The 20,709-nt window shown below is 39.4% G+C and carries 19 protein-coding genes and 1 tRNA gene; 7 read left to right on the top strand and 13 right to left on the bottom strand.

Features of this window, described 5'->3' with window-relative positions:
• The first annotated feature begins 140 nt into the window (after window positions 1-140).
• The 3 genes from MMB69_RS04985 to MMB69_RS04975 all read left to right on the top strand — a co-directional run bounded on the left by MMB69_RS04985 (window position 141) and on the right by MMB69_RS04975 (window position 2,353).
• Window positions 141-659 carry an acyl-CoA thioesterase gene (locus MMB69_RS04985; protein ID WP_013058600.1) on the top strand — a complete coding sequence of 173 codons (519 nt, stop codon included), beginning with the start codon at window positions 141-143 and terminating at the stop codon, window positions 657-659.
• A gap of 75 nt (window positions 660-734) precedes the next feature.
• Entirely contained in the window at window positions 735-1,415 is a 681-nt protein-coding gene (locus MMB69_RS04980) for a GntR family transcriptional regulator (protein ID WP_221783638.1), read from the top strand.
• Window positions 1,412-2,353, top strand: a complete 942-nt coding sequence (locus tag MMB69_RS04975; RefSeq protein WP_269870267.1) for a DMT family transporter — start codon at window positions 1,412-1,414, stop codon at window positions 2,351-2,353. Before MMB69_RS04980 ends, MMB69_RS04975 begins: the two co-directional genes overlap by 4 nt.
• A gap of 41 nt (window positions 2,354-2,394) precedes the next feature.
• Here MMB69_RS04975 and MMB69_RS04970 read toward each other — a convergent pair whose 3' ends face one another.
• The 3 genes from MMB69_RS04970 to MMB69_RS04960 form a co-directional block, all read right to left on the bottom strand.
• Complete coding sequence (locus tag MMB69_RS04970; RefSeq protein ID WP_013084584.1) at window positions 2,395-2,973, bottom strand: suppressor of fused domain protein; 579 nt, start codon at window positions 2,971-2,973, stop codon at window positions 2,395-2,397.
• Between the two features lie 224 nt (window positions 2,974-3,197).
• Window positions 3,198-4,298: a M24 family metallopeptidase gene (locus tag MMB69_RS04965; RefSeq protein ID WP_153255266.1), complete on the bottom strand. Its 1,101-nt coding sequence runs from the start codon at window positions 4,296-4,298 to the stop codon at window positions 3,198-3,200.
• A 75-nt stretch (window positions 4,299-4,373) separates the two neighbouring features.
• Complete coding sequence (locus MMB69_RS04960; protein WP_269870268.1) at window positions 4,374-5,048, bottom strand: hypothetical protein; 675 nt, start codon at window positions 5,046-5,048, stop codon at window positions 4,374-4,376.
• A gap of 312 nt (window positions 5,049-5,360) precedes the next feature.
• On the opposite strand from MMB69_RS04960, the gene MMB69_RS04955 reads away from it, so the two are divergent.
• Window positions 5,361-6,317, top strand: coding sequence for an LCP family protein (locus MMB69_RS04955; protein ID WP_430070424.1), 957 nt, complete (start codon window positions 5,361-5,363; stop codon window positions 6,315-6,317).
• A gap of 209 nt (window positions 6,318-6,526) precedes the next feature.
• Window positions 6,527-6,895: a cupin gene (locus MMB69_RS04950; protein ID WP_228540864.1), complete on the top strand. Its 369-nt coding sequence runs from the start codon at window positions 6,527-6,529 to the stop codon at window positions 6,893-6,895.
• Window positions 6,896-6,922: 27 nt separating this feature from the next.
• On the opposite strand, the gene MMB69_RS04945 is transcribed toward MMB69_RS04950, so the two are convergent.
• The 5 genes from MMB69_RS04945 to MMB69_RS04925 all read right to left on the bottom strand — a co-directional run bounded on the left by MMB69_RS04945 (window position 6,923) and on the right by MMB69_RS04925 (window position 11,401).
• A complete protein-coding gene (locus MMB69_RS04945) occupies window positions 6,923-7,441 on the bottom strand; it encodes an NAD(P)H-dependent oxidoreductase (RefSeq protein ID WP_221812541.1) in 519 nt (172 codons plus the stop codon).
• 140 nt (window positions 7,442-7,581) lie between these two features.
• Window positions 7,582-8,328, bottom strand: coding sequence for a YwaF family protein (locus MMB69_RS04940; protein WP_277447279.1), 747 nt, complete (start codon window positions 8,326-8,328; stop codon window positions 7,582-7,584).
• Window positions 8,329-8,587: 259 nt separating this feature from the next.
• Window positions 8,588-10,111, bottom strand: coding sequence for an ABC transporter permease/substrate-binding protein (locus MMB69_RS04935; protein WP_277447278.1), 1,524 nt, complete (start codon window positions 10,109-10,111; stop codon window positions 8,588-8,590).
• Window positions 10,111-11,061: an ABC transporter ATP-binding protein gene (locus MMB69_RS04930; protein ID WP_277447277.1), complete on the bottom strand. Its 951-nt coding sequence runs from the start codon at window positions 11,059-11,061 to the stop codon at window positions 10,111-10,113. Before MMB69_RS04930 ends, MMB69_RS04935 begins: the two co-directional genes overlap by 1 nt.
• Window positions 11,062-11,328: 267 nt before the next feature.
• Window positions 11,329-11,401, bottom strand: a tRNA-Thr gene (locus MMB69_RS04925).
• Window positions 11,402-11,611: 210 nt separating this feature from the next.
• Between MMB69_RS04925 and MMB69_RS04920 the strand changes: the two genes are divergently transcribed.
• Window positions 11,612-12,664: an aromatic ring-hydroxylating oxygenase subunit alpha gene (locus MMB69_RS04920; protein ID WP_277447276.1), complete on the top strand. Its 1,053-nt coding sequence runs from the start codon at window positions 11,612-11,614 to the stop codon at window positions 12,662-12,664.
• A gap of 33 nt (window positions 12,665-12,697) precedes the next feature.
• Here the strand turns inward: MMB69_RS04920 and MMB69_RS04915 are convergent, their stop codons facing one another.
• Complete coding sequence (locus MMB69_RS04915) at window positions 12,698-14,221, bottom strand: DHA2 family efflux MFS transporter permease subunit (protein WP_277447275.1); 1,524 nt, start codon at window positions 14,219-14,221, stop codon at window positions 12,698-12,700.
• Between the two features lie 266 nt (window positions 14,222-14,487).
• On the opposite strand from MMB69_RS04915, the gene MMB69_RS04910 reads away from it, so the two are divergent.
• Complete coding sequence (locus tag MMB69_RS04910) at window positions 14,488-15,390, top strand: TetR/AcrR family transcriptional regulator (RefSeq protein WP_277447274.1); 903 nt, start codon at window positions 14,488-14,490, stop codon at window positions 15,388-15,390.
• Between the two features lie 106 nt (window positions 15,391-15,496).
• Here MMB69_RS04910 and MMB69_RS04905 read toward each other — a convergent pair whose 3' ends face one another.
• From MMB69_RS04905 to MMB69_RS04890, 4 genes are all read right to left on the bottom strand, one after another.
• Window positions 15,497-16,318, bottom strand: coding sequence for a carbohydrate ABC transporter permease (locus MMB69_RS04905; protein ID WP_014458643.1), 822 nt, complete (start codon window positions 16,316-16,318; stop codon window positions 15,497-15,499).
• A gap of 15 nt (window positions 16,319-16,333) precedes the next feature.
• A complete protein-coding gene (locus MMB69_RS04900; RefSeq protein WP_060747159.1) occupies window positions 16,334-17,236 on the bottom strand; it encodes a carbohydrate ABC transporter permease in 903 nt (300 codons plus the stop codon).
• A gap of 23 nt (window positions 17,237-17,259) precedes the next feature.
• A complete protein-coding gene (locus tag MMB69_RS04895; RefSeq protein WP_264408477.1) occupies window positions 17,260-18,501 on the bottom strand; it encodes an ABC transporter substrate-binding protein in 1,242 nt (413 codons plus the stop codon).
• A 66-nt stretch (window positions 18,502-18,567) separates the two neighbouring features.
• A complete protein-coding gene (locus MMB69_RS04890; protein WP_221783614.1) occupies window positions 18,568-20,688 on the bottom strand; it encodes an amylo-alpha-1,6-glucosidase in 2,121 nt (706 codons plus the stop codon).
• Window positions 20,689-20,709: the final 21 nt, after the last annotated feature.

The raw sequence follows: 20,709 nt of genomic DNA, 5'->3' as shown, positions 1-20,709 counted from the left end.
TCTCTTTCATATTTGTTCTATTTTACCATATAGAAGCTTTTGAAGAGCTTTTTACGAAAAGGCTTTCTATAACTTGTATACATAAGAACAAGTAGTCAACATACATTAAACCATATAAACAGTTTGAAGGAGTGTTTTCAATGAGTGAAAAAGCAGTACTTTGCAGCGTCTCACGAGTAGTCAAATCACAGCACATTTTTCCAAATGACCTAAACAATCACCACACCCTTTTTGGGGGAAAAATTGTCGCTGACATGGACATGACGGCTTCTCTTTCAGCAGCTAAACATTCCCGAAAGTCGTGTGTTACGGCTTCCATTGATCACGTTGACTTTATCGAACCCGTCACCGAAGAAGATTTTATTTCATATGAAGCATTCGTTGTTGTTACAGGAAAAAGCTCCATGATTATTTTTGTTAAAGTGATTGCAGAAAATTTGTTAACGGGCATTAAGCGTATTGCAGCTACTTCTTTTCTCACCTTTGTTGCATTAGAAAACGGGAAACCTGCCCCCGTTCCTCAAGTTATTGCTCAAACTGAAGAAGAAAAAAGTCTTCAAAAAGTAGCTCTTGAACGAAAAGAGTCCAAAAAAACGCAGGTTGAGCACAGCAAAGCGATTGCGAGCATTTTATCTAAATCTTTGCGCAGCAGTAATTAAGCTCTTCATCTAAAAAGCAGCTGTCTGCTTTTTAGACGAAGTTTTTTTAGTTTGCACATTGTTATTTAATGTAATATGCGATATATTGGTTTTATGAAAAATAACATTCAACCTCTCAAACGACTTTCTTTAAGGGAAGAAGTCTATCAAACACTTAAACACAATATTGTCATGCTTGAATTTCAGCCGGAACAAAAGCTTCAGGATAAAGAACTGGCTGAGCAATTTGGAGTTAGCCGCACTCCTGTTCGAGAAGCATTAAAAAGACTTGAAGATGAAGGCCTTGTCCAAACGACACCCGGCTCTTCTACAAAAGTGGCTCCATTAAACCTTGAGGAGGCAAAACAATCTTTTATTGTCGTCGCAGCTCTTCATGCACTTGCTGCTAAGCTGGCTTGTACTTCGTTACAAGAAGAAGATATGGGCGAACTAATCAAGCACAATCAATCTCTAGAACATGCAATCAAAACAAGAAATGTCCTTAAAGCGATCGAAGCGGATGAAGCATTTCATTCCGTCTTTTTAAAACGGGCGAACAATATAGAGCTAGAACGTGTTGTAAAACAAACAAGCTCCAAAATTCAACGTCTGGAAATCGCTCGTTTTTCGTCTCTTGCTAGCCTTGCTTCCGTTGATCAGCACAAAGAAATCATAAACGCTTGCGGTCAAAAAGATGCCGCACTGACATCGCAGCTTGTCGAAACGAACTGGCTGACGCTAGGTGAAGCGCTGACAAGTGAGGAGGAATCCAAGTGAAGCCTCTTTCATTAGGCATTGCTGCTTCATTCTTTTTTGCTTTTACATTCGTTTTAAATAGAGCGATGGATTTATCCGGAGGCAGCTGGGCGTGGAGCGCGTCGCTGCGCTATTTTTTTATGGTACCTCTTTTGCTTGTACTCGTTTATTTTTGGGGTGGTATTAAACCTGTGGTGGCAGAAATAAAAGCCCAGCCGCAAAAATGGCTGCTTTGGAGCACGGTTGGATTTGGGTTATTTTACGCTCCTCTTTGTTTTGCTTCAGCCTACGGTCCCGGCTGGCTTATTGCAGGAACTTGGCAAATCACAATTTTATCGGGGTCTCTCCTAGCTCCTTTGTTTTACAAGGAAAGAAAGAAGCTAGGAGGCATTCCTTTCAAGCAGCTAGGTTTTTCGTTTATTATTTTAATAGGAGTTGTGCTCATGCAGCTTGAGCATGCGACTGAACTGTCGGCCGCTACTGCCTTGCTTTGTACCGTTCCCATTTTGATTGCCTCTTTTGCGTACCCGCTTGGCAACCGTAAAATGATGGAAGTGTCGTCACTTAATACGTTTCAGCGCGTGCTTGGAATGACGCTTTCAAGCCTGCCGTTTTGGATTATTCTTTCTGTCTATGCCTACGTGACCGATGGACTACCAAAAACAACTCAGATTTATCAAAGCAGTTTAGTTGCTTTACTTTCAGGAGTATGTGCAACGGTCTTATTTTTTGCAGCAACCGACCTTGTTAAAAAAGATTCTCAAAAGTTAGGTGCAGTTGAAGCTACACAATCGATGGAAGTTTTATTTGCCCTGCTAGGAGAGGTCTTCCTTCTATCAAGCCCTTTGCCATCGATTCTTTCTTGGGTTGGAATGGGAGTTATCATAGCAGGCATGGTGCTTCACAGCTACCAAACGAGTCATAAAAAAGCTATACCGCAAAAAGAATTGACCTACTAATCAATAACAAAAAAGAGCGTCTCAGTCGGCGCTCTTTTTGTTTATACAACAGATCTTCTTTCTAAATTGAAAACATTCACCTGCTCAGCATCAAAGCGGCTTAGCAACGAATCTACCCCGTACTCAAGTGCAAAAGCACGTTCATTTTCTGAAATCGGAACGGCCTGCAGGAACGTTACTTTTTTATCAGATAGTTCAATCGTTGAAAAATTATCCCATAAAAACGGCGGAATCAGCAAAATATGCTGCATATGAAAGCTGTCATCAAGGACTGCGATAACGTCTTTATAAATAGCTCCTGGGAAGATGGACACATGAGATTTCATCATATGGAAAATACAGTTTGCTAAAATAGCAGAATAAATACCGAATTCCTCATGACAAGCCCCAACGATTTCAATTCGAAGCGGGATCCCTCCAACTGTGTAGCCTGTCGGACATTGATGACCACCGAGCGTTGCATACGCGGTTACATCTTGACGCGGATGATTTTCACACGCCACAACGTGAATACCATGCTTTTTTCTTTCATCTGAATAATCTTCAATTCGATCCTTTTGACCAAATACATCTATTGCTTTATGTATAATTAATTCTTCATCTTTTGTAAAATTACTCATAAAAAACCTCCTTGCTTGCGACCTTAAAAAGCTCCCTACTGTACAGCATATACTACTGCACTCGCTTACGATATAGTTTTTAGAAAATGTGATAGAAATGTTATCGTTTCGTAACATACTATGAAATTGTATCAAGAAGCAAACAAGAAACCTTAACCAATTTTTTCTTTTCCCATAAAAAAATAGAGCCTGCACCACGGCAGCCTCTATTTTTTATGACATTATTATGAAATAATTTGTAATTCTTTTGGGTACTTCGTTAACGTTTCGTATCCATCTTTTGTAATGATTACATCATCTTCGATACGCACGCCTCCAAGTCCTGGAATATAGATACCCGGTTCAATTGTATATACCATGCCTTCTTGAAGCACATCATCATTGTTGCGGCTCATTGAAGGAAACTCATGCACGCTAATACCAAGACCATGACCAAGACGATGCAAGAAATACTCTCCATATCCTGCTTCTGTAATAATATTGCGTGCTACCATGTCCAAGTCGCCAATGCGAGTGCCGGGCTTGGAAGCTTCAAGTGCTGCCTGCTCAGCGCGCTGTACCGTTTCATAGATTTCTTTTTGCTTATCATTAATAGACTTGTAAGCGACTGTACGCGTAATATCTGAACAGTATCCGTCTAGCACTACACCTAAATCGAACAGAACCATATCTCCTGGCTTTAACGTGCGGAGACCTGGGTTCCCGTGCGCTTCTCCCGTTTTTTCACCAAATAAAACCATCGTTGAAAACGACATCTCGCGAATTCCTTTTCGCTTTAACTCGTATTCAATTTTAGCCAGAACATCCATTTCCGTAACGCCTTCTTTTAAAGCAGCTACGCCTACTTCTACACCAAAATCAGCTAAGGCAGCTGCCTTTTGCAGAATCTCAACTTCACGCTCATCTTTAATTAAACGCAGCTGATTTAATTTCTCTTCTGCTCCGACTAGCTCAGCATTTGGATATAAGCTAAGCAGTTCTTCGGCTCTCGCATACAGCAGCTGCTCTTTCTCTACAGCAACCTTTTTCACATCTATTACGTTTCGTTTATGTAAAGCTTCTTTAATAAGTTCCCAAGGATTTTGATGGTCTTCATATCCAATTACATCAAACTTCCAGCCGGCTTCTTTTGCTTGTCCCACTTCCATTGATGGACAAACAAGCATCGGCTCTGCTTCGTTAAACACAAATAAGCCAAGTAAACGCTCATGCGGATCCGTATGAAATCCAGTTAAATAAAATACGTTTTCGGTTGACGAAATAAAGGCTGCTTCTACGTTCTTTTCTTCCAGCCACGATACGACTTTTTGTAAACGTGCTTCCATTAAAAAAACCCCTTTCATTGTGCAATATTACTATTATAACATAGTTATTTAGCAATATTGTACAATGAATAGAGGTTAAGACAAAGCCGCGTGAAGAGTAGTAAGCTGCTCTTTAATCGCTTTTCGCTGAATACTTACTTTCATCAGCCAGCCATTTTCTCCGTATCTATAAATAAATTCATACGTACCTTTAGGAAAATATTCTTTTACCAGCATGTCTCGGTTTTCAACAAATCCCGGATCGCCAATGAAATAGGTACCTTCTTCAAGCGGAAGCTCATGAACTTTTTTTTCTAGCTGCTTCTCTTCGTCTTCGTCATCATCTATAACAATGTGCAGACCGCAGTCATCACGCACAACATCAAATTCACCGTTTTGTTCAAGCTCGAGCACCGGCACCACTTGCCCATTTACCGTTAGCAGCTGCTTCGTTCCTTCAAGGACCTGGGACCAGTGATCATCGTACAAAGTAGAAGAATAAAAAATATAGCCCTGAGATTTATATAATAAAAGCAGCTGTTCAAAATGATTTTTCGCTTGTTCTTTATCAAACAGAATAACAAAATGCTTTCGATAGAAAAAACTTGTAAAAGGCAGAATAGACGATTGATTAAGCTCTTTAATTATTTCAGCACTATCTTTACCTGAAATAATAGCTCCGGTCAATTCCCCCGCGCCATAAGGTTTCCAATGACTTAACGCCGCTTCTGGAATCAGCACAAGGTTCGAAGATGACACATATATACTCATTCGCTTCACTCCTTTTTTCTGCATTTAGACCTATATTTGATTCTCCGCAAACAGAGACTTTCCTCTTATTCCATTCTTAAAAGGCAGAACTTTTTCCCTAACTATGATAGATTATAACAAATATCCTCGAAAAAAATAACCTTTATTTCCTCTTTCTTCTATTTGTACACTTCTCTTATTTTAGCTGTCTTCGCAGATTTACTAGTGAACGTACTTGCTAATCTAATTCCTTAGTGTTAATTTTATTATGTCGTTTTATAATTTTTTGCATAGTTGGTTTCAAACAAAAAAGTATTAATATTTTTGAATGCGATGGTGAGACATTTGGAAGAACGTACAGAACGTAAACAACATAAAAGAAAAAAGCAAAGAAAAAAGAAACGCTTTAGAAAGCTACTTCTTTTCTTTCTCATTCTTGTAATCGCCGCTGGTGCGTATGTGTATTATCAATACCAACAAGGGTTAGCAGAAGCAGACGGAGCTTTTGGGAAAGATGGACAATTTGATTTTAATGGTGCAAGTGCCAATTTAGATAGCATGAATGTGCTGCTTCTTGGAATTGACTCTCGAGGTGAAGAACATTCGCGTGCCGATACAATCATGATTGCTCATTATGACAAAGACAGCAATCAGCCTAAAATTGTTTCTTTGATGCGTGATTCATATGTGGATATTCCCGGACATGGCAAAAACAAATTAAATTCAGCCTATGCATTTGGCGGGCCCGAATTAATGCGTAAGACAATTAAAGAAAATTTCGGCGTAGATGTAAACTATTATGCCGTTGTTGATTTTAAAGGTTTTTCTAAAGTTGCCGATACGATTGCCCCTGAGGGAATTACGGTTACCGTGCCGCACGAAATGTCATCAGGAATTGGCATGACGCTAAAACCTGGAAAACAAACTCTTCACGGAGATAAATTACTAGGATACGTGCGATTCCGACATGATAGCCAAAGTGATTTCGGGCGCGTAAAGCGTCAACAAGAAGTGATCGGTAAATTAATGGATGAAGCTCTTCAAGTAAGGACGCTGGCGAAAGCTCCTAAGCTATGGGGCGTCATTGATCCATATGTGGATACAAATATTCCGCCAAAAACATTTATCGTGATAGGAAAAGATTTTTTAGTTGGAAATCAGCCAGATTTAAAATCTCTTCGTTTACCGGTTGAAGGTTCCTATTCAAATGAACGAATATCCGGTATTGGTGCTGTTTTAAGCATCGACCTTGAAGAAAACAAACAAGCGTTACAGTCATTTTTAAATTAGGAAAAGGTGTCCATTAGCGGACACCTTTTTTATACTATTCAAAAAAACTTCTGTTTTTCCTCCCTATCCTTCAAAAAATTTTCAGCTTCGACAAAAAATGAAGCCATTTTCCTAGAAACAGCCGTTTCTTTGGAGTTCTATTTTTGCTGTTACATGCGTATATGAAAGGAGAAGGACTTCTTTTTATATTTTTTAGCCAAGGAGATGAAATGATGAAATTATATGGTTTTCAAGCTGAAGAAGAGCGTTCCTTTCTTCATTCTACCTATAAAGTAAACCCGTTACTTTCTCATACTGGAGATGTCAAAATCAGCTTTTTATCTTTTCAAGAAAATGATTATACCCCTCGTCAAGAAGCTACGATTCCACAGCTTCTTTTAGTCGTTCACGGGGAAGGCTGGGTAGCTGGCGATAACGGACTGAAAATTTATATCAAACAAGGTGAATCAGCATTTTGGAGAGCCGGGGAATCTTTTGAAGTCGGGAGTCTAACGGCTATGACAGGACTACTCATTGAAGGATTAGATATTGCTCCTCAAAAGCTGCTTACTTCTTTCTCACGAACAAACGCAAATTAAAAAGCCGCTGTGACACGGCTTTTTTTATTATCTTAGCAATCGAGCGTAGCTTTCCGCACTATCTTGAATAACTTTGTCACTCAGATCACCGCCTGCTCCTTGAAATAAAAATGGCGTTCGGAACTTCATACCTGTTAAATTTGCCATAGCTTGAAAAGGAAGAAGCAGATGATTCATTGGGTAACGGTTGTATCCCCCTTCTTGATAAGCTTCTGCAGGGCCCCCTGTCGAAGTAGCTACGACAAACTCTTTTCCCTGAAGTTTAGTACCTTTGCTTCCATAAGCCCATCCGTATGTTAAGACAACATCTTGCCACTCTTTTAAGAGTGCCGGTGAGCTGTACCAGTAAAATGGAAATTGAAAAACAATACGATCGAATTGAACAGCTAACTCCTGCTCTTTTTCTACATCAATTTTGAAATCGGGATAGTTTGCATATAAATCATGAACGTACACATCCTTCTCTTTTTTTACTCGCTCTGCCCACGCTTTATTAATACGAGAAGATGCTAAGTTTGGATGCGCTAAAATAACCAGTGTTTTCATTTTGATACTCTCCTTCTGATGTCTGTGCTTACTTTTTTCTTTTCTATTTTTTACGCTTGCCTCTCACGGCTTGTTCAGTCATTCTTTCCTTTTCCTTCAGAAAATCCGAGTTAGTTTACACTTATAAACTACCAGTATTATCATTCTGCTTCAATAAAATTGACTTTGCTTTTATCATTTTCAATTTTTTTATGTACCCAAAACGGCAGATAAAGGACAAGAAAGCTAAAAATCATGATTCCTTCAATCCATACTAAATACCAAGGATGAGGTCCAAGAACATCCAGCAAGGAAGCGTGCTCTGGCTTTTTCATCATGTATAAATAATTCGCCCCGAGTAAACGATTCATGACATAGATAAAACCTCCGTACAGATTAACAAATACTACGCTTACCCACAAAGAACGAAACGTCGGCTCATATCTGCAGACAGCAATTAGCATACAGCAAGCAAGTACCACACCGCCATGCGATACATAAAACTGCACATAGCGAAACTGGGCATACGCATAGCCGCCAAGGTCTGGGGTAATCATCGCTTGAACAGAGCTGCTGATTCCTGCGAAGTACACAAAATAAAAAAGAAACCTGCTTTTGGTTATCAGCATAACAGCAGCCAGCAGCACGACTATGTCACTGAGCTGAAGAGGCAAGGAAGTTTCAGCAGACCACTGATGACATACGATTTCCCAAGCCTGGTAGGCCGTTTCTGAAGTAATTAGAACGAGTGAAATCAAAACGAACACAAACCTCTTTTTTCGCAGCTGCTTTCGACACAAAAAAATAAATGCTCCTATGATCACGATAATAGCTAAAGTTACAAGATGTTCAACTGAAAAAAGCTGAAAGGAATGTTGTGCAGGATGACACGTAAAAAATGAATTCATAAAAGCGCCTCCCTTCCATCAGAAAACAAATTCGGTACCTTTAGCTTGTTCATAAGGCCTCATTTTCATTAATGCTTCTCTCGCATAAAAAAGAGATTGAGACCTAACAAAATCACGCCAATCTAAAGACGGACGAATGGAGTAAATAATCGAGTATGAATCAACTGCTAGAACCAACTAAAATAAAAAGATCCGAACGATTCATCATTCGGATCTTTTTTCAACTAACATACTGTTGTCCTAGCTTTTTTCTTCGTTTTTACTCTTTAATTAATCCTTTTTTCACTAAGAATTGATGAGCAACTTCTTCAGCTGTTTTTCCTTTTGCATTTACTTGATAGTTCATTTCACGCATTTCGTCATCACTGATTTTACCGCCCAGTTGATTTAAGATTTTTTTCAGTTCAGGATGCTCTTTTAGCGTATCTTCACGAAGCACAGGCGCTCCTTGATACGGAGGGAAGAACTGCTGATCGTCTTTTAAGACTTTCAAACCAAACTGTTTGATTTCAGGATCTGTTGCGTAAGCATCCAGCATATTAATATCGCCTTTTTCTACAGCGCGATAGCGAAGCTTCGGCTCCATCGTTTTAATATTCGGGAAGGTAAGACCATATTCTTTTTGAATGCCTACATAGCCGTCTTCACGATCTTTAAACTCCAGCGTAAACCCTGCTTTTACTTTATCTGTTGCATTTGCCAAATCTGAAACGGTAGTTAGATTATTTTCTTTTGCAAATTCTTTTGTTACGGTCAATGTGTACGTGTTGTTAAACTTCATTGGATCTAAATAGACAATGCCGAATTTCTTTTGAAATCCTTCTTTTGCCTGCTTGTACACCTCTGTTTCATCTTTGCTGTCCGGCTGTTCCTTTAGATGCGTCACAATGGCTGTACCCGTATATTCAGGGTACAAATCAATTTCCTTGTTACGCAGAGCCTCAAATACAAATACTGTTTTTCCAAGCGACGATCGAAGATTTACTTTCATATCGGTTTGATCTTCAATTAATTCTTTGTACATATTAATTAAAATATCTTGTTCTGCACCAATTTTACCTCCGATAACAAGGTCTGGTTTTGTTGCGCTCATAGCTGCAAACGGAGAAACAAGAATGAGTATTAATACGATGATCATAATAAACGAGCGTTTTTTGGACCCTTTTTTAGCTGAGTGTTCAATCGTTCGCAAAATTCCATCAAAAATAAGCGCTAATAATGCTGCTGGAATGGCTCCTAATAAAATCAAACTATTATCGCTTCGGTCAATACCAAGCAAAATTAAGCTTCCGAGTCCGCCCGCTCCGATAAGAGCCACGATTGTCGCTGTACCAATAATGAGTACCATCGCTGTGCGAATCCCGGCCATAATGACAGGAAGCGCTAGAGGAAGTTCTACTTTAATTAATCGTCTCCACGAGTTCATCCCCATGGCTTTGGATGCTTCAATTAAAGATGGGTCCACTTCTTTAATTCCGGTATATGTATTTCGTACAATAGGAAGAAGCGAATATAAAAACAGTGCAATAACCGCGGGAAAGGTTCCAATTCCGACAAGAGGAATCAGTAATCCTAATAAAGCGAGTGAAGGAATGGTTTGCAGTACGGCTGTTACGCCAATGATCGGTTCAGCAATGCGGTCATGTCTCGTTAAGTACAGTCCGAGCGGCACTGAAATTAATACGGCGATAACAAGGGCCAGTACTGAAATTTGAATGTGTTCAAGAAGAGCTTGAAACAGTGCGTCTCCTCGTTGATCTAGTAATGTGCTTAGTGCATTCATTACAGCGTTCCTCCTTCTTTCGTCTTATCAGAAAGAAACGCTAATAGAGTTTTGCGCGTTACAACGCCAATGCGTTTGCTCCCTTTTTTCACGGCTATTGCTTCATGGTCGTAAAGGGCGTCCATTGCCTGCTGAACAGTAGCGGTTGAAGCTAGCTCTTCAGTAGGTTCTACGTCTGGCTGTTCACTTTCTTTGAGAAACATATCCAATGTCTCAAATAAAGCATTTCCTTGATTTCCAATAAACGTTTTTACAAATTCATTCTTAGGCTTTTGAATGAATTCCTCCGGGGTTCCAACTTGAACAATTTCCCCGTCTTTCATTAGGCAGATACGATCTCCAAGCGTCATCGCTTCGCTCATATCGTGCGTAACAAACACAAATGTTTTTTTGATTTTTTCTTTTAAGCTAATAACATCTTGCTGAAGCTGTTCGCGGCTTAACGGATCGAGGGCACTAAAGGGTTCGTCCATTAAAATAACGGGGGGATCAGCTGCGAGGGCACGTGCTACACCTACACGTTGCTGCTGGCCACCTGAGAGCTCAGACGGCTTTCGATTTCGATACTGCTTTGGGTCTAGTCCTACCAAGGTAAGCAGTTCATCAATGCGCGTTTTGATTTTGTTTTTCTTCCAATGCTTCATCTCGGGTACAATAGCTATATTTTCAGCGATGGTCATATGAGGAAAAAGAGCAATCTGCTGCAAGACATAACCAATGTTCCAGCGTAGCTCATGTATGTTGTGGTCCGATACGAGCTTATCTTTTATGTATAGTTCTCCTTCGGTAATATCATGAAGACGGTTAATCATTTTTAAGGTGGTTGTTTTCCCACACCCACTCGGACCAATTAAAACGAAAAACTCTCCTTCGTTAATTTCTAGATTAATATTTTTCACGGCGGTCGTACCGTCTGGATATTGCTTTGACACATTCTTAAACGTAATCAAATTACCGTTCACACTCCCTGTTGAAATTTAACCCCCCCAGTTTCGTGTACCCAATACTTAGAGGCAATAAACATTCTTTTAAGATTATTTCTGAATATGATTCATAAGACATAGTGAAAAAGATACACATGTTTTCTCACAGCGTCCTAATAAGGCTATCAAACTGTTAAAATTTTCACAAGGCGGGGAAGAATAATTCGGAGAAGAATTTTAAAGCCAACACAGATAAAAAAACCTTCTTTCAACAAGAAAGAAGGTTTTTTAGTATGCTAGCGACAGGGATCGAACCTGCGACCTCTTGCTTACCATGCAAGTGCTCTACCTACTGAGCTACACCAGCGTCTTGGAAAATTATATCACGTTTAAATTCATTTAGGAAGCGCTTTTTTAAATTTTTTTATTAGTATATTCTCTAATTTGCGTCTTCTGAAATTCGCACTTTCTACAAAGTTCCATATTTTATGTTAGAACTCCTTACATAAATTGTGTGAATTTTCTTTTTTTATATTACCCTTAGTAAAAGAGCTTACAAAAGAAGGGAAGAAAATAGATGGAACAACAACCAACCATGACCAAATCAAAAACGGCAACTCCCTACCCAAGAGACTGCACGTTCAGCCTGGAAGATTGGACGACGCTCGCTAAGTATTGGTACCCCGTCGCACGCTGCAGTGATGTAACAGAGAAACCAACGTCCGTAAAACTGCTAGATGTAAATCTAGTTCTATACCGTACCACACACAAAGTAGTAGCGGCTCGTGATTTATGCGTTCACCGAGGCACCCCCCTTAGCATGGGCTGGGTGGAAGATGATGAAATTGTCTGTCCTTACCACGGCTTCCGCTATGCAACGGACGGCGCATGCACATCGATTCCAGCTCACCCTGATGCCAACATTTCTCCCCGCCTGTGTATGGCCGTCTATCCAGTTATTGAACGATTTGGATTAGTGTGGACTTCCCTGACAGGAGAACAAGATAACCTGCCTTACTTCGATGCGTGGGAGGACCCTGATTTTCAGCAAATTGTTTGTCCGAGCTTTGATATCATGGGTTCGGCCGGTCGTCAAATGGAAGGCTTTTTAGACGTAGCTCATTTTGCTTGGGTTCACACGGACACATTTGGTGATCGAAACAACGCCTTTGTGCCTAAATATAAAGTAAGCGATACAGAGTATGGGCTTCATGTAGAATATACGAGCACCATGAGCAATTATTCCAAAGAACAGCAGCATTTAAATCCACCTGATTTTAAATGGCTTCGCGTCTTTGATGTTTATCCGCCGTTTGCAGCTACGCTAAAAGTATACTTCCCAGAAGGCGCAGAGCTGTGGATTATGAATGCAGTCTCTCCTATTTCAGCCCGCGAAACACGTTTATTCGCACCAATTGCTCGAAACTTTGACAAAGATTCTCCCGTTGAAGGTGTGTATGACTTTAACCTTCGCGTCTTTGACGAAGACCGTGAAATGGTTGAAAACCAAAAACCTGAAGACTTGCCTTTAGACCTGCAGATGGAAGCGCATATTATGGCTGATCAAACGTCCATCGGCTACCGGAAATTATTAAAGAAAATGGGCTTAAGCTTTAGATATACAAGCTAAAAAAATCCCCGCTGTCTCAGCGGGGATTTTTTTTCATTTAGCAAATTGCTCGCGTCCTGCTTTTTCCTTTATCACTTCATCTTCACTTGCCGGCGTTGCGCGTTTCATAAACAATGAAAGAATTAAGGCAACTACCACTAGTACTACTGAGACAGCAAACGCATCGTTAATCCCTTGTACCATTGCCTGCATCCCAATCTGTTCTTTCATTTGAGCTGCTCCGGCTGCGGTTGCATTCGCTGCTCCTGCTCCGCTCATTGCATCTTGAGCGAGCTCTTTTGCATGCGTAGCTGTACGGTTTGACATCACCGTTACTAATAGAGCCGAACCAATAGCTCCTGATACTTGTTGAAGCGTATTGTTCATGGCAGTACCATGCGGATTAAAGCGCTGCGGCAGCTGATTTAATCCGTTTGTCATAACCGGCATCATCACCATGGACATTCCGAACATGCGAAGCGTGTAAAGCGTAATGAGCGTTGTATACGTCGTATCAAGCTCTAAGTTACTGAAGAAATACGTCGTAACGGCTGTAATCGTCAGACCCGTTACAGCCAGTGCACGCGCTCCGAATTTATCAAATAATTTTCCGGTAATCGGTGACATCACACCCATTAATAGCGCACCTGGAAGCATTAGTAATCCTGAATGAAGCGGAGAAATGCCTCGTACCGTTTGAACATAAATTGGCATTAGCAGCATGGCTGAGAATAATGCCATTGTGATCACCATTGAAATCGTTGATGATAAAGCAAACATTGGATATTTAAAAATGCGAAATTCAAGCATAGGTGTTTTCAGCTTGAACTGACGCGTAATAAATAAAATCAGAGACACAGCTCCTACGATAATGGTGCCGTATACTTCCACAGAATCCCAGCCTTTATCCCCTGCTGAGCTAAATCCGTATAGAAGTCCTCCAAATCCAATTGTAGATAACACAAGTGATAGGAAATCCAAATTGATTTCCACTTTTTCTTTTTTGTCTTTTAATAGGAAGAAAGCGCCTATTAACACAATTGCTGCAATTGGCGTAACAAGGTGGAACAGCATTCTCCACTCATAGTGTTCAATTAGCCACCCTGATAAGGTAGGACCAATTGCCGGAGCAAAAATCATAACTAAACCGAAAATCCCCATCGCAGCTCCGCGTTTTTCTAATGGAAAACTTGTGAGCAATACGTTCATTAAAAGCGGCATCATAATGGCTGCGCCTGATGCTTGAATAATACGAGCGGTTAACAAGACCGAAAAGACGGACGAAGCACCGGCAAGTATTGTTCCTGCTGTAAATAAAGTCATCGCCGTTAAAAATAAGCCTCTCACAGAATAGCGCTGAATTAAAAAAGCGGTAGTTGGAATCATAATACCATTCACTAACATATAACCAGTAGAAAGCCACTGGACGGTTGACGTTGTCACATCTAAGTCTTTCATAATAGACGGAAGCGCAACATTTAATAACGTTTCATTCAACAATGAGATAAAAGCGCCTATTAACAAAATAGCAATTATGCCATAAGGCGGCTTTTCCATTTGATTTATCGATTGACTCATTATTGTACCCCCTTATACTTTAAGTTCATTTTTTTAGACATATGTTCTACATAGAGTATATTATACTGTGAGTTCAATTTATGCAAGTGAAAAATCCTGCGTTAATTTTCTTTATTTACTGAGCTTTTTTTAACGGTACAGTCCTTTTATATCAATACATATACGCAATATCATAATTCGCTTCAAAAAGAACATTTGTGTAAACGCTTTAAATCATGTATCATAAAGTTGGACCATGAGTCTAATTTTATATTTAGGTGATAATAATGAATAACCGAAAACAGCAAGTTGTAAAAAATGCACACCATCTCTTCGTTGAAAAAGGATTTCAAGCTACTTCTATTCAAGACATCATTGATTATAGCGGCATTTCAAAAGGAACATTCTACAACTATTTTTCTTCAAAAAATGAATTATTAATCGCTGTTTTCACATGGCTTCATACGACCATTGAACAAGAGCGGAATCAGCTGCTGGTTGGTAAAAGTCTGAACGATGTAGATATATTTGTTAAACAAATTGATGCACAGATGAAAAACCATCACAAACATAAATTTTTTACATTACTTGAAGAAGTATTTGTTTCCAATGACCCTGATTTAAAAGCATACATAAAAAAAACCCAGTTTATTGAAGTAAACTGGTTCTACAAACGGTTCATTGATTTATTTGGAGAAGAAAAAAAACCGTACCTGCTAGATTGCGCAATTATGTTTCTTGGCATGCTTCATCGCAACTTTCACTATAATTTTATGGTTAACGGCACAAGTACCGATCCGCATGAAATTATAAGCTACAGTGTCAAGCGCCTGCTTCCTCTTGTAGACGAAGTAGCAAATTCAGGAGACATTTTGCTCAATCCGCAAACGATTAAAGAATGGCTTCCATCTTGCCCGAATACTAAAAATCAAATAGAACAGGACATTTCTGCAGCACTTATCGATTTAAAAAAACAAGTTCACAAACAATTTACGGATGAATTTGAACGTCAAAAATGCACAGAGCTTATTAGTTTTATTGAAGAAGAGCTGTTTAAACAATCAAATCCCCGCAAATTTGTTGTTGATAGTGCTCTTCATTCGTTACAGCAGATGTCTGTCAACAAAAGTAAGACAAGGCTAGAGGATTTACAGACGATGATTGATCAGTATGTGAGTGAACTTCATTAAAAACATATGAAATTCACGTTCATCATAATAACCAAAAACGAACGATTAATTAAATTAATCGTTCGTTTATAATTCTAACTAAAATATTTTTATCCCAGCCTCTTTTTTATTTTCCTCCAGTAAACGAGATTCCTTTAATAAAATATTTATTAAAAAACGCATAAATGAGTAAAATGGGAAGTGTAAAAACCATGGAAGCTGCCATAATATAGTTCCAATAACTGATATACTGACCTTTGAATGTGTTGAGACCTAAAGTTAATGTAAACATATTTTCATCAGACATCACAATTAAAGGCTTCATAAAATCATTCCAAAATCCCATAAATACAAAAATCGTTTGTGCTGCTAGGGCAGGTTTTGCAAGTGGAAGGACTATTTTAAAGAATGTTCCAAACTTTGATAACCCATCCAACTCCGCTGCTTCTTCAAGCTCTTTTGGGAAATTAATAAAAAATTGACGCATCATAAATATAAATGTCGCATTCACCATTCCGGGTACAATCATTCCCTGATAGGTATTTAACCAGCCTAACTCTTTCAAAATTAAAAAATTAGGGATCATGGTTACTTGTCCAGGAATCATAAGAACAGCTAAAATAATAATAAACAAACTTTTCTTTCCCGGGAAACTGAGGCGTGCAAGGGCATAACCAGCCATTGAGTTAAATAGCAAATTCAGAGCTGTTCCTACAACAGCAATAAATAAGCTATTAAACATCCAGCGAGGGAACAACTTTTGTTCCACAAAAATTTGTTTATAGTTGTCTAGCGTAAAGTGTTTCGGAATAAAGTTCACCGTACCTGACACAATTTCTTCAAGCGTTTTGAAAGAAGCTGACAGCGCCCAAATAAATGGGATCAGCGTAATCAGCGCATATATGCTTAAAATCGTATATAAAATGAGGACTCCCGTTTTCTTCTTCACTTTTTTCTTCCCCCCTTAGTACATACTTTCTTCTTTTGAAAACTTTCGCTGAATAACCGTTGCCACCAAAATCACGAGCGCCAGCATAAAGGCTAGTGCTGCAGCATACCCCATGGTACCTAAATTTTTAAATGCATATTGATAAATAAGAAGAACAACAGTCAGAGTGGAGTTATTAGGACCTCCTGAGCCTCCTGAGAAAATAAATGATTGATCAAATAACTGAAACGTACCAATTAGTCCCATGATCACTACGAACGATGTAACCGGCCTCAGATTTGGAACTGTAATATGCCAAAATCGTTGAAACACATTAGCACCATCTAACTGAGCTGCTTCATACAGCGAATCGGGTACGTCCTGCAAAGCTGCCAAATAAATAACCATAAAAAATGGCGCTGTTGCCCAGATGTTCATAATCATAATGGCAATTAAAGCAACTTGCGGATCTCCAAGCCAATTGTAAGTTGGAAGACCAACAAACTTTAGAAACTCGTTCACAATCCCATTCTGATTGTACATCCACATAAAAATAAGCGTTAATACAGCCGATGATGTAAGCGTAGGTAAAAAATAAATAATACGAAAAACTTTTTCTGCTTTTAGCCCTGCATTTAATGTGGCAGCCAGTATAAGTGCCAATGCGGTTTGTACCGGTACAACAATTACTACATACTTCACCGTATTCCAAAGAGCAATTTTAGCTTTGTCATCTTCAAGGACCTTCATGTAGTTCTCAAGCCCTCGAAAATGGAACTCAGTCCCCCCCAACAACTGAACTTTATGTAAGGATAAAAATATGGCGTAAAAAATAGGTGCAATAACAAATAACAAAAGCACAAACAGTGTAGGTGACATAAAAGCATATCCTTGCCCAACATCACGAGGTTTGTACGTTCGTATTTTTCTGTTTTTCATTTCCTCCACTCCCCCGCCTAGTCTTATTGATAAATACTAATCTCTTGGTTTGCCTGCTTTTGTGCTTTTTTCAAAGCTGTTTCTAAATCACTTTGTCCTAAAAAGGCGCTTAAAAACTGGTTATTAAAGTTATTCATGATAATAGGTAAATACGGGCCGTCTTGCCAGACAGTAGCATAAGCAGCTCCTTTTACTAATGGACCTCGTTTTTGGTCTTCAGCAAAACCAAGTTTATCCGCTACGGATTTTCTTGTTGGTAATGCGTAGCCCTTGCTTGTCCAAGTTTCCATTCCTTCTTTTCCTGTTAAGTACTGAATGAGCTCCCAAGATGCTTTTTTCTTTTTTGAATCAGCATTCATTACATACGCGACCGTAAATGCCATTGTATTTTTATGACCGTTTATTGTCGGAACTTCCGCTGTACCGTAATCAAGTTTTGGGAAGGACTCTTGTAAAAACGGAATCATCCAATTCCCTTCAATTACCATAGCTACTTTTTGTTGTGCAAACATGTCCGTACCTGAACTTGCACCTACATCAGAGGGTTGTACAGACGTTTTATCTTTTAAATGCTGGTCGATGAGCGGCTGAAGAGCGTCCACCACTTCTTTCGTAGCAAAGTTTGCCTTATTGTTCTTTACCACGTCTCCTCCGTTTGCCTGCGCCATATAAAAGACACGCGCTAATTCCGGCGTGACCCCAAATGCTTGAATCCCTTTCTTTTTGAATACCTTTGAAACTGCTTCAAACTCATCCCATGTTTTTGGTACTTCTACTCCTGCTTCTTTAAACAGCTTTTTGTTGTAAAATAAGCCTAACGTGGAGTAATCTTTCGGAAAACCATACGTTTCTCCATCTTTTTGAAACGCTTTCAATAATGGTTTCTCAAAATCTTGAACATCAAAATCGGACTTTACATAAGAATTCAAAGGTTCTAAAACCCCTGTATTGATAAGGCCAGGCGCTTCAAGTGCATCAAGGTAAAAAACATCTGGACCGTTTCCCCCGATTAAACGTGTTTTTAAAATATCCATGTATTGATCAGTGATTACTTCATGCTTCACATGAATGGAAGGATGAAGATTTTCAAAGTCTTGAATAGTTTGATTAAGCAGCTTCGTTTCTGTTGGGTTGCCTCCCCAGCCGGCCAACACAATTTCGACTCGATCATTTTCCCCAGAAACTTCTTGTACGTTTGAACATCCAGTTAAAACTGCTCCGGTCACTGCCAGCAGCAGACATAAAGCAAGTATCCACTTCTTCATCGGTTGTCTCCTTTCATTTCATTGACCTGCGGCTTATTAAGTGACGCTTAATAAGCCGCCGTCGAATTAACCTACATGAGCTCTTACTTTACATTGAGATAGAAGCTCGTATTTTGTCGTATTTTCCTTCACGTAAATAATAGTTTCGCTTCCTTCTTTTTTAACCGTTAATGACAGTTTTCCACTGCCAATCACAAGGTTTTCTACAGAAAGTTCATTCATATCGTCTATGAGCAAAGGATTTATCTGTACAGTACCTGCTGTACTATCTGGAAACAGTCGCAGTATTGCCTGTACGAAAGCTAAAGGCGTACCGGCTGCCCAAGCCTGAGGTGAGCAGGCAACGGGATATTTAACAGGCTTGCCAGACTTATTTGAATAGCCGCAGAATAATTCTGGAAGGCGGTCGTATTCAAAATGCCCAGCTGCATCAACCAGCCCTTTTATAATTTTATTGGCTTCTGTTTGCTTGTTCGCTTTACTCAAACCAAGAACAATTAAACTATTATCGTGCGGCCAAATGCTCCCATCATGATAACTCATTGGATTATAGCCTGCTTCTCCTTCTGCCATTGTGCGGATGCCGTATCCCGAAAACATAGATTCTGATACTAGCCTTTCTGCTACTTTGTTCAGCTTCTCCTCATCCATCATCTCAGCTAAAAGTACATGACCTGGATTTGACGTAACTGTTCCTACTTGATGTTTATGTTCATCGAGTGCAATTGCGTAGAATGATACGTCATCCATCCAAAAGGCTTCATTAAATTTTTTACGCAGCTGCTTTGCTTCTTCACGTAAATTATTAGCTTCATTTGTTTTGTTTAACTTATCATATAAAGAAGCAATACCCATTTTTGCTTGATATACATAGCCTTGTACTTCCACTAAAGCAATGGGAGTTTTTGCATATTCACCGCTGCGATGGACAACGGAATCTCCTGAGTCTTTCCAGCCTTGGTTAGCAATTCCTTTACTTGACTCTTGATGATATTCAAGAAATAAATCGCCGTCTCTATCCCCATATTCGTTGATCCATGTCAAAGCTCCATCAATAGTCATTTGCATTTCTTGTACAAACTCCAAGTCTCCCGTCCACTTTACATATTCCGTTAATAAAATTAAAAACAATGGCGTTGCGTCAATTGTTCCATAGTACGGCGTAAAAGGGATTTGATTGGTGTTGGCGAGTTCTCCGTAACGTATTTCATGCATAATTTTACCCGGCTGTTCATCACGCCATGGATCATTTGCCGTTCCTTGATACGCTGCCATCGTACGCAGCGTTCCTTTTGCTACTTCGGGATTAAAAGCCAGCATTTGAAGCGCTGCGATTAGACTATCCCTTCCAAACGGCACGCCAAACCAAGGCAACCCTGCTACTGGAAAAACACCGAATCCTACGTCCGTTAGCAGGACGCGCAGGTCGTTAAGTCCTCTTGTAATAAGACGCTGCATTGTCGGATGATCAGTTGTTACTTTTGTAGAAAATTTTTCCCATTCTTTATATGATTGGCTTAGTAAACTAAATGCTTCACCGGCTGATAAAACATCTTCGTTGGTGTCTTCGCCCATTTGCGGCTGAACCATTAATGTAATTTCTTCTTCTTCTTGATGATTGAGTTCAAAAGAAAATGTAACTTCTCCTTGCTCATCCACATATGAAGCTTTTTTATCCCAGAGAATCCGTGTCGCCCGCTTAATATTATCTGCTCCTTTGTATGTATATGTTAGGCTGCTTTCTCCTTTTATTTGCCCCGTTCGTTTTCCGACATTTCCAGTTTGAAAACCTCTTACGATGAACATATCGTTAAAATCGACATCTGCTTGGACACTTAATGTAAAAGCAATTTTTTTAGGAAAATAGCTTTTTAACTTTATTTTTTCATAGAAAACTCCTCCATATATAAAGCGTTTTCTCTCTATTTCTATAGACTCTCGCCATAGGACGAGATCTCCTTCTTTTTCCATATGCGGATTAGTAAGAAGAATTGTAGCTAATAGGTTCTCCTCTGCACTTGAGGACAATAACACAGGATCTGCATCATTAATCTTCAAACGAAATTTGCTCAAAAAACGCGTATCTTTCATATATAATCCTAAACCATACTGATGGTTTTCATTAATATTTCCTGCTGGATCAGTCAGTAAAAATAAGTCATTTTCTTTAATAACACGGTAATCCATTTCCATCCCCCTAAGTTTTAC

The sequence above is a fragment of the Priestia sp. P5 genome, from assembly GCF_029522155.1.
Classification (GTDB): domain Bacteria; phylum Bacillota; class Bacilli; order Bacillales; family Bacillaceae_H; genus Priestia; species Priestia megaterium_E.
This window is presented reverse-complemented; position numbering and strand designations above follow the sequence as displayed.